At 33.9% G+C, this 10,670-nt stretch carries 8 protein-coding genes; 2 read left to right on the forward strand and 6 right to left on the reverse strand.

Annotation, left to right across the window (positions count from 1 at the left end):
- The 3 genes from ACESM9_RS11855 to ACESM9_RS11865 all read right to left on the reverse strand — a co-directional run.
- Positions 1 to 364: cation:dicarboxylate symporter family transporter (locus tag ACESM9_RS11855; RefSeq protein ID WP_372998770.1), on the reverse strand; the 364-nt coding region annotated here is incomplete at its 3' end.
- A gap of 28 nt (positions 365 to 392) precedes the next feature.
- Entirely contained in the window at positions 393 to 2,411 is a 2,019-nt protein-coding gene (locus ACESM9_RS11860) for a thioredoxin domain-containing protein (protein WP_372998773.1), read from the reverse strand.
- A gap of 102 nt (positions 2,412 to 2,513) precedes the next feature.
- Positions 2,514 to 4,127, reverse strand: a complete 1,614-nt coding sequence (locus tag ACESM9_RS11865) for a diguanylate cyclase (RefSeq protein ID WP_372998790.1) — start codon at positions 4,125 to 4,127, stop codon at positions 2,514 to 2,516.
- Positions 4,128 to 4,361: 234 nt separating this feature from the next.
- Between ACESM9_RS11865 and ACESM9_RS11870 the strand changes: the two genes are divergently transcribed.
- A complete protein-coding gene (locus ACESM9_RS11870; protein WP_372998776.1) occupies positions 4,362 to 5,468 on the forward strand; it encodes a class II aldolase/adducin family protein in 1,107 nt (368 codons plus the stop codon).
- A 6-nt stretch (positions 5,469 to 5,474) separates the two neighbouring features.
- On the opposite strand, the gene ACESM9_RS11875 is transcribed toward ACESM9_RS11870, so the two are convergent.
- From ACESM9_RS11875 to ACESM9_RS11885, 3 genes are all read right to left on the reverse strand, one after another.
- Positions 5,475 to 6,416 (reverse strand): S41 family peptidase, encoded by a 942-nt coding sequence (locus ACESM9_RS11875; protein ID WP_372998779.1) that lies wholly within the window; start codon positions 6,414 to 6,416, stop codon positions 5,475 to 5,477.
- An 86-nt stretch (positions 6,417 to 6,502) separates the two neighbouring features.
- Entirely contained in the window at positions 6,503 to 8,551 is a 2,049-nt protein-coding gene (locus tag ACESM9_RS11880) for a glycosyl hydrolase family 18 protein (RefSeq protein WP_372998782.1), read from the reverse strand.
- Positions 8,552 to 8,622: 71 nt separating this feature from the next.
- Positions 8,623 to 9,276 (reverse strand): hypothetical protein, encoded by a 654-nt coding sequence (locus ACESM9_RS11885; protein WP_372998784.1) that lies wholly within the window; start codon positions 9,274 to 9,276, stop codon positions 8,623 to 8,625.
- A gap of 186 nt (positions 9,277 to 9,462) precedes the next feature.
- On the opposite strand from ACESM9_RS11885, the gene ACESM9_RS11890 reads away from it, so the two are divergent.
- Positions 9,463 to 10,670: YcdB/YcdC domain-containing protein (locus ACESM9_RS11890; RefSeq protein WP_372998787.1), on the forward strand; the 1,208-nt coding region annotated here is incomplete at its 3' end.

The raw sequence follows: 10,670 nt of genomic DNA on the forward strand, positions 1-10,670 counted from the left end.
TAAAGAACCCTGCTACCAAAGCTTCTTCTGGATTCTCAGCATTAATTGTGAGACTTCCCGGAGTCAAAATCATTGGAAGCACTGCAGAAGATGCAAAAAATGCTGCCAACCCTGCAACTACAGTAGATAAATATGCTATACCGGCTGTTATAGCCAATAACCTTCCAGCTCCTGAACCTAGATCGCCTATTCCTGGAGCCACAAATCCAATGATAATTAATGGTATGGCAAATCCAAGAAAGTTACCGAATATGCCATTAAATGTAGCCAGTAACCTAACTACCCATACAGGTGCAATACTGCCTATTATTATACCTGCAATTATAGCAATTATTAACCTAGGCAGTAATCCTATTTTTCTCATTAGTTATCCTCCTCCCTAAAGCACAATACTATCCAAGCAGTATTGCTTTAGAAAACTCATCAATATCTTTTATAGGTTTTGAACAGCTGTAACCTCTGCAAATATATGCTGTGGTCTTATCATCAAGCATTGTGTAGTTATTATCTCCATTTTTCTTTAATGATATTGCAATGTGAGGTAAAAATTCATCATTTACTATTCTCAACATTTCTGACGTTTCTTTTGCTTCTCTTTTACCAACAAGCACCACTTCCATGCTTTCTTTTGCAGCTAACATATAAGCAGAAAGAAAATAAGTATAACCAGCAGGGTACCTGCCAACTTTTCCTCCAAAACTTTGAAACATATCATTTACTATATCCTCATACTCATTCTTATCAGTAAGTCTTGAAAGCTTTAGCAGTGTCAATGCTGCCACTGAATTACCTGATGGCATAGCACCATCGTATAATTCCTTAGGTCTTGTTATTAGTTTTTCCCCATCTATACCGTAAATGAAAAAGCCCTTTTGCTCTTTATCGTAAAATAGCTTTAGCATATCGTCGGCCAGTTCAGCTGCTGTACTGATGTATCTTTCATCAAATCCAGCCTGGTATAGCTCTATTAATCCCCAGATGAAGAAAGCATAATCATCCAAATATCCAAGATGATCAGCTGATCCTTCTCTATACCTTGCCAGTAGTCTTCCATCTTGCCTTCTTAAGTTCATTAGTATGAAGTCTACAGCTTTTTTGGCAGCATCTAAGAACTCTATATTGTCAAAAACTCTTCCAGAGAAGGCCATTGCTGCAATCATAAGACCATTCCATGAAGTTAGTATTTTGTCATCCTTAAATGGATGTTCTCTTCTTTCTCTATATTCATAAAGTTTATTTCTTAATGCTGTTAAACTCTCATCTTTATATACTTTTTCAAAGGATTCGTTTTCTATCAAATTTGGTATATTCTTTCCTTCAAAATTGCCTTTATCTGTTATATTATAGGTTTTACAAAATAGTTCTCCGTCTCCTTCGCCAAGTATGTCATATATCTCTTTTTTATCCCAAATATAAAATTTGCCTTCTTCTCCTTCAGAATCTGCATCTTCTGCTGAATAGAAACCTCCCATGGGAGATGTCATATCTCTAAGGATGTATTCCCCTATTTGGAGGGCAATATCCTTGAATAAAGCTTTTTTTGTGGCTTGATAAGCTTCTGTATATGCATACATTAGCAATGCATTATCGTATAACATTTTTTCAAAATGGGGTACAAGCCATTTCTTGTCTGTAGAATACCTGGAGAAACCGAAGCCTATGTGATCGTATATGCCTCCTCTATACATTGACTCCAATGTCTTAATTACCATCTGAAGAGCTTTTTCTGTCTTGGCGATTCTATAATAGCGCAGTAAAAACATTATATTGTGAGGCATAGGAAACTTGGGGGCGGTTCCCATTCCTCCATATTTTTCGTCGAAGCTGCCACTTAGTGATTTATAAGCCTTCTGAATCATATCTTCATTTATAGAACTTTTATCTTCTTCACCTTCTTCTTTTGATAAAGCCCCGATAATGCTATCTGCTGATCTCAAAAGCTCATCTCTTTGATTTTTCCAAGTTTCATTAATCTTACAAAGGAGATCCATAAGCCCTATATAACCGTATCTTGATTTTTTAGGAAAATATGTGCCTGCAAAAAATGGCTCTTTATCTGGAGTCATTATTATTGTTAAAGGCCAACCTCCGCTTCCGGTAAGCAACTGGCAAACTTCCATATATATGTGATCAATATCCGGCCTTTCTTCTCTATCTACTTTTATAGAAACAAAATGCTTGTTTAGAATATCAGCAACCTCATCATCTTCAAAGGACTCTCTCTCCATCACATGACACCAGTGACAGGTGGAATAGCCGATGGATAGGAATATGGGCTTATCCTCGGATTTAGCCTTAGCAAAGGCTTCACCACTCCAAGGAAACCAATCCACAGGATTATAAGCATGTTGGAGAAGATACGGGGATTTTTCAGTTATCAATCTGTTCGGTACAAGATGATTGTCAGTCATTTTATCACCATCTTTTCCTAAGTAATATTAAGTATAATAATCTAGTATAACCAGAAAAATAAAGGATACTACTTTTTATATTAGCAGTATCCTCCAAATTACTTATAAAAAATAACTTGTCCCTTCTGGATCTTCCATACATGATTCCATAGCTGCAACACAATTTCGTCCCATAGCTTTTGCCTTATATAAAGCATCATCTGCCTTGATTAAAATGTCTTCAATACTATTGCTATCATCAACATCGCTACAGATTGCTGCCACTCCAATGCTTACTGTAAAGCTAATTTCTTGTTTTCTGTAAATTACTTTTTTCCCTTCTACAGTTTCCCTAAACTTTTCCGCTGCCTTTATCCCATCATTTAAAGATGTGTTCTTCAAAACCACAGCAAATTCTTCTCCTCCGATGCGCCCGACAATATCGGTTTTTCGGAAACTGGCCATTAAAAGGCTACCTATTTCACGAATCACTTCATCTCCGGCTGCATGTCCATAAGTATCATTGATGTTCTTAAAACAATCCAAATCCATCATCAACAATGATAGTTCCTCATTATGCTTTTTAGCGAGAACAAACTCCCTTTGAGCCAAATTCATGAATTCAGCCCTATTATTAAGGCCGCTTAAGGAATCTGTAGTTGCCAAAGTCTTTAGTGTCTCCTGAATTTTTCTTTCTTCTGTAACATCACGTATGGTTTTAAGCATTCTAATGTTTCCATCGTGAGAATCACCTAATGATACTGCGTCAATCTCAAAAAACCGCTCTTCCCCATCAAGTGTCAAAGCAATATCCCAAGTAATATCACTTTTGAAAACTTGCAGCAACTCCGGCTCCTCATTAAGAATATGCTCAATAGGATAATTATCTAATTTAATGTTTAGTGCCCTAAAGAACTTCCTTGCAGCCTTATTGTAATCAATTATCCTTTGCCCTGGACCCAATAACACCATACCAGCCAAGTTGTTCTCAAAAACTGTATCCCTGGCCAAGGTTCTTATTTCCAAAAAATCATATTTTAAAATGCCATAGCCTATAATAAGCAGGGAAATTGGCATTATCAATGCGGCATAATCGATGCTCCTCTCCTCGAAAGTAAAAAGAATCAGTGTTATCCCAATGAGGGGGAATAAGGAAGCAAAAAAGAAAACCAGAAAGTGAGACTTGGTATATCCAGCCTGATTCTTAAGATATCCTAAAAAGTAAACGATAATGGTCAGAAACAAACATATTATTGTATGTGAAATGTTTACATAGTACCAGAGACCTCTCTCCGTATACAAAGAATAATATCCAAATATCTGTCTTGCTTCCAAATTTGTATAAAAAAAATGATGCCAATGATTGGTGAGCCGCATAAAAAAGGTAATTACAGGTACAAAAAATAGCAAAAGCGCTACCCGACTTTTTATAAAATAAATGGATTTTGTATAAATAAGAGCCACCATCAGCCATAGTACAGAAATAAAGGGTAATCCTAGATACTGAATCTGGTTCCAAAAAATCATTTCTTTCAAATTGCTACTGTTAATCATCATTAAATAACCAATTAAATAGATACTAACACATAGAATCAAGGTAGCAAATACCCTACGATAGCTAGTTCTGCCTTTTGAAAAGAAATAGGCAGCAAAAAACTGAGCTAATATAACCGCAAGTATTAAATAAAGACTAATTATTATTTTCAAGCATAACACCTCAGCATATACTGGAATCACTAATGTCTGCAGCAACGCTCTCTAATAATCGCCCGTAAGTGAAACAAAATTTACTTTTAGGTCTTTTATAGCATTGTCTATTGTAAATGTCAATAAATAAATAAATAATTAAATAAATAGTGTGCAGTGAATTAAATTGAATTGTAATCGAAGAGCTATTGGTTACTTATTGCACTGGGAATAGTAAAAATGTTATTCTAAGATATGATTATATTTGCTTTAAAGGAGAATATTATGGATATTTACAAAGCAAAGGAATTGGTGTTGAAAGCTGGACTTAACCTTATAGAAAAAAGTTTAATAGCAGGTACCTATGGAAATGTGAGCTGTCGTATAGACAATTATAAGTTTGTAGTAACACCAAGCGGAAGAAGCTATCAGACCCTTACCTCTGATGATATAGTAGTAGTAAATATAGCAGACTGCAGTTACAGTGGAAATATAAAGCCATCCTCTGAAAGTGCTATTCATGCTGAAGTCTATAAAACATATCCTGACGTAAATTTTGTGATACATACCCATCAGGAATATGCTTCAATGGTTAGTGCTGCAGCCATAGATTTTGTTGAGCTGGATGAAGTCAATCCCTATCTGGGTTTGAAAGTAACGCTGGCTGAATATGCTCTCCCTGGCACAGATGAACTGAAAAATAATGTTATGAGAGCCTTAAGTGAATCAGGTTCCAAAGCCGTTATTATGAAGAATCATGGTGCCCTATGCATAGGTAAGGATTATGATGAAGCTTTCTCAGTAGCTTCTGAATTGGAAGAGATTTGTCATGATCTCATCATAAAACAATACTTTAAGCTTAGCAGAAAAACAGTTTTTGATATTAATGCTATGATAAGTTTTTCACTTTCACTAAATCATGATATAATAGATAGCTCCATTTTAACTAAAAACACTAATACATCTTTACCACAGGAAGCAGAAATTTATAATGCTGTATATAAGGAGTACAGAGAATTACAGCATTCATTATTCATGAACACACCGGAGATTAGAGCCCTATGTTGTTATGGTATTGAACTAAAGCCTGTCCTTGATGATTTTGCACAGATTGCTGGAACTGGTGCAAAGATTGTTGAATTTGATCCCGAAGAAGTTGTCGCTGCCCTTAAGAACTCTTTTGTAGTATTTATACGCAAAATAGGTGCCTTATGTTTCGGAAGAACAGAGAAAGAGGCTGCAACCGTAAGCATGATTACCAAGAAAGCCTGTAAAGCTTATATAGGTGCCTCTTTGTTCGGAAAAGTAAGGTTTATAGACCCTGCTGAATGTATAGTGATGCGCCACAATTATTTAAACAGTTATTCAAAACAGGATGCTTCAAATAAATGATATCAGTTACTTCAATGTTTCTACTACTGCCATATAATCTTCAAGATTATTTAGTTTTGTATTTTTATATTTCACTAGGTATTTGGCCAGATCTTTCGAGTTCTGGCCTTCTACATCCCATTTGAATGAAGCTATACTGAAATTTATCTTGTTATAATATGTCTTAAAGACTTGGCCTATATCCATACCCATAGTGTCTTTTCCTATTATCTCAACATTATCCTTCAGATTTTCTTTTAATGTTAGAGCAAGCATTTCAGAACCACATCCGCTTTCTTGGTCCAAGAATATAAAAATTTTCTTAAATCTATAAAAAAAATCATTTGAGTTGTATTGATGCTTAGAATTTGCAAATTCTATCGTTGCTATTATCCTTTTGCCCGGAAGTAAGTCGTCTGCTATCTCTATCACCTCATCATAATTACATATATGGTTTCCTCTCAGATCCAATATTAGATAATCCATCTTTTCCGTTTTGTCTAAGGCTTTATAGAATTTATCCTCTGCATTTTCACCAAAGCTGGTCAACCTAATATAGAATGTATCATCATCTATTTTCCTTTTTTCAAATTTCATCTTTTTATACAGTGAATATTTAATCTTCCCTTGAGCCAAATCAGCATAGCTGAAATTTGTTATATAATCCCCGGATAACTTTTTTGAATGGCTTATTAAGCTGTTTATTTCTTCTTTTGATATTATGAGCTTATTTATAATACTGTTTTTTAAATCAATATAGTCTCTATTCATCAGCACATGGCTGTAAAGATAGCTCCTTTCAAAATCTCTTATTATATTTTTCGCATCTGACACAATAACAAATCCAAAGTAACTAAATAATGAAAATCTATAAACTACAAAAAACACTAAGACTGCAAATACAAAAAACATAGATCTTTTTCTTCTGACAGCAACAGTTCTGCTTTCTATGGCTGTTTTTTCTCTCAATATTTTCACCTTCCGTTAATAAATGTATATATTCTAATTATTTGCCTATTTATCACATATTAATCAAAAAATTAAGTGCAGCATCATTATAATGATGCTGCACTTAGAACTGAATCTATTACATCCCATACAGCAGGTTTTTCAAAACCCTTTCTCCAGGATGCCACTCCTTCAATATTGTATTTATTAGCCAGTTTAACCTTAAGCCTTATTGAATTCTCGTCCTCCAGCCATATTCTGTATAAGGAACCATCTTTCTTATATTCGGCATAGTACTGTCCGCTTTCTTCATCCCATACCTTGATTGCATTATTATCTTTAATAGCCTTTTCTCCATCTGCCATTGAAAGAGCCTTAGATGTTACAACACTTCTTCCATTTTCATAGGTTTCTTTCCACAGTCTGGTATAAAAAGGTACTCCCAGTATAAGCTTGTCCTTTGGAACCTCTTCTAGCATCTTCACTAAGCTGTCTTCAACCCAACTCAACTGTGCAACTGAACCGCTTACAGGACTTCCTTCCCAATATTGGTCATATCCCATTAATATTATATAATCCGCATACTTGGATAATTCTTTTCTGTTGTAGCATGTTGACCAACTGGAATATTTATTTATTGGAGTAACATCAATAGATAGTGAAAGCCCTTTCTCCTTAGCTTTAATCGATAACTCTTTTATTAATAAAGTATATTCATCACTGTCTTCTGTCCTCATGTTTTCAAAATCCATATTTATACCATCAGCTTGGTATTTCAAACTAAGCTCAATTATCTTATTTACCAGCTTGGTTCTTTTTATTGGATCAGCTAAGACTTTAGCTGTTAGCTCTTTATCGAATCCGTTTCCAAAAAGAGGCCATACCTCGTATCCATTTTCATGAGCCCAATCCGAGTACTTTACATCAGCCTTGTCTATAAAGTTCAAGGCCTCATCTTTCATTACAAACCATGTTGGAGAGATAACATTCAATCCATCAATCTTCTTTACGCCAGTCATATCAGGTGTACTTCTATAAATATAATCCCATGTGAGATTGATTTTGTTACCAGTTCCTTCATTGCTTATAAGAATGTAATCACATGAAGAATCGTATACTGCAAATTTTCCATTTCTATTTGTCATATACAGATTCTTCCTTACATTATATAAGCTCTTCTTAAATATACCTTTCTCAACAGTGATATCATAGCTTATCTCTGCAATAGACTTATATAATGAGTTCTGCAATATATGAACCTCTATTTGCCCAATATTTCTATTTATGTTAGAACTCTTCAATTCTTCGATGACTTTTTTTCGTTCAAGGTTTAATGATTTTTCTTTACCTATAGAATACTCCATAACACCATTTAAAACTATGTTTTTATCATTAGCCGCTTCTATAAGGCTTTTCTCATATGCTTTGACAAAATTAAAAATCAGTGATTCCTGAAGCTCAGATTTCAGATTTATAAATCTATAAATCATAGCAGCTGCTTCTGCTCTCGAAGAACTGCCTTTGGGAGAAAAACTTCCATCAGGCAGTCCGTTTATTATTCCTGCTGAAGAGGCTTTATCTATGCTTGTTTTATTTGGATAACCACTCTTTATATCATTAAAAGATACAGGCTTGTCCACTACAAAGTCTTCAGGCAAAGCTTCTGAAATAATAATAGCCATTTCCTCGCGAGTTATTATCTTATTAGGATAAAAATTCTTTTCATTAAAATAATCCAATAGCCCATGGGCTTTACCTCTGTTAACGTATGAATAGGCCCAATGAGTAGCAGGGATATCCATATAATCAGAATGCTTTTTTGAATCATCTTGTAAACCCAAGACTCTCACTACCATGGTTATGAATTCTGACCTGGTTATTACTTTATTGGGCTTCATAGTCTTGTCAACAAATCCCTTTAGTATTTCCATATTGCTTAATTCTGTCATATACTTCTCAGCCCAGTGTCCCCTCAAATCACCATATATGTTGAAACTTATTTCTGGTTGAAATAGTTCAATCTTCAATACCTCAGAATTATTCCCTACATATGTATTATCATCTGCAGTTGCAGTAAATAAAACAGATGTTGTGGTCAGTACAATTATTAGAAAGGTAATAATAAAATGAATATATAGATTTTTTCTTAAGCCCATTATTTCGCCTCCTTTAGCTATATATATTATAGCATTATGTAAACTAATTTTAAGCGGAATATACTGCCATATTATGATATGATGCTATCTTGCAAGCCTTCTTTGCCGATGTTTGTTTTCATATTGTTATAATAATCTATATAGTCTAAGCCTGCTAAACCTAACTGTATTGCAACCTCTTCAATTAAATATATGCATAATATATCCAAAATCTGGTTGTTTAAAACCCTGTTCTCTATTTCTGTAAGATAATATGAGTTTTGCTTCTTAATATATAAGCCAATATCAAATTTTTTATTATAGGAAAGACCGATTCTATAATATAATAAAGGGTCCAGCTCCACATTGCATAACCATAGCTCAAAAAAATCCATAAGTATTTTGTACAACTCATTGAATAATTGATCCTTCTTATTAACTTCCAAACTCTTTAGCTTATAATTTTTAGTCATGGCTTTTATTGGTGGTATAAACAAAGCACAAATAATCACCGGATAAAAATCCTTTGCTTCAGCTAATAGTCTTTTATATTCCTTTGGATTTATAATTTTCTTTTCATTAATATAATTCATTAGGGCTTCTATATTTTCAGATACATAGTAGCTGATAAATATGCTTTTAAAGGTGTATAATACACCGCGTAAAATTATGCTGTGTATTTCAGATGAACTCATTTCATCAGAAGCAATTCTGAGATTTCTATTGTCCTTATCTTTTTTAGCCATAATCACACCTCCAAAAAGCTCTCACAATAATTATTACCATCATTTGGTTTATTATGCAGGAATTTCAGACCTGATAGAGAATAGATTTTGGTATGTTATAGTTGATAAGTTAATATATAAATTATGAAACTTTTATAACCAAAATTAGTCTAATAAGACAAAGAAATAATTTGGAAGGGGATAGACATGAAAAAAATTATATCAATAGTCCTAGCAATGACACTAATATTTGGAACTGTATCTATTGTTTTTGCTGATACAACCCAGGCAAATAGCAAAATAAGTCTTGAAAAAGCAATTCAAATAGCCAGAGAATCTTTCGAATTTAATGCTGAAGGCTTCGATTTTAACCAAAGTTATTATGAAAGCGCAGATGGAACAAAGCAGTGGCAGCTTAACTGGAATTCAAGAAGTAATGGGGATAGTATTAGTATTTCTGTAGATGGGAACACTGGTGATATTCTAAACATGTATCAATGGAAAGAAGAATTCTCAACTCCTAAAAAGCTTGCAAAACATAGTAAAGAAGAAGCTTTGAAGGCAGCAGAAGCTATCATTAAAAAGCTTCAACCTGAAAAAACCAAGGAAATGGAGCTTGTAGATGATAGCAAATACCAATCCAGATATATTTATGATTCCAATACCTATAATTTCTATTTTATAAGAAAAGTTGACAACATTGACTTTCAGGGAGATGGTGTGAATGTAGCAATAGACAAAAATACTTTGGAAGTCAATAGTTATAATTTTAGCTGGAGTAAAATATCCTTCCCGGATGCTTCAAAAGCAATTAGCCTGGAAGAGGCAAAAAAAATTTTCAGAGAAAAAAATGGTATTGAATTAGCTTATATAATAAGATACGATCAAAAAACCAAGAAAAATACTGCAAAGTTGATCTATACATTAAAAAACGGAAATAGAGCCATAGATGCCTTAACCGGAGAGATAATAAACCAAGTATTTTATCCTCTGTACGAAGTAGGAGTAGCTGGAGATATTCAAGCAACAAAAGAAGCAGTAGTATTGACACCTGAAGAGATGAAAGAGATTGAAAACAATAATAAGTGTCTGAAAAAAGTAGAAGCACTTGAAATTGCCAAGAAATATGTGAAGCTTGATGAAAAGCATAATCTGGAAGCTTCTTCCCTTTACCCAAATTACAACAGTGACGGCGCTATTTGGAACTTCTCATGGAGCTACAACATTCCTGATAAGAAAGAGTATTCATATGTGCATATCTCTTTAGATGCAGTAACTGGAGAAGTGATAAACTTATCAAATTATAACAGCCATCAAGATGTATCTGATAACAGTGTACCGAAGTACAATTTTGAAAAATCAAAAGAATTGGCAATTTCAAGTGCTTCTACTTTTTTCAGATACTTATTATTGTT

This window comes from Lutispora sp. (assembly GCF_041687175.1).
Classification (GTDB): Bacteria; Bacillota; Clostridia; order Lutisporales; family Lutisporaceae; genus Lutispora.

Excerpts from the sequence above, each read along its gene's own strand:
- ACESM9_RS11880 (WP_372998782.1), bottom strand. The coding sequence starts at position 8,551 with ATGGGCTTAAGAAAAAATCTATATATTCATTTTATTATTACCTTTCTA.
- ACESM9_RS11885 (WP_372998784.1), bottom strand. The coding sequence starts at position 9,276 with ATGGCTAAAAAAGATAAGGACAATAGAAATCTCAGAATTGCTTCTGAT.
- ACESM9_RS11860 (WP_372998773.1), bottom strand. The coding sequence starts at position 2,411 with ATGACTGACAATCATCTTGTACCGAACAGATTGATAACTGAAAAATCC.
- ACESM9_RS11870 (WP_372998776.1), top strand. The coding sequence starts at position 4,362 with ATGGATATTTACAAAGCAAAGGAATTGGTGTTGAAAGCTGGACTTAAC.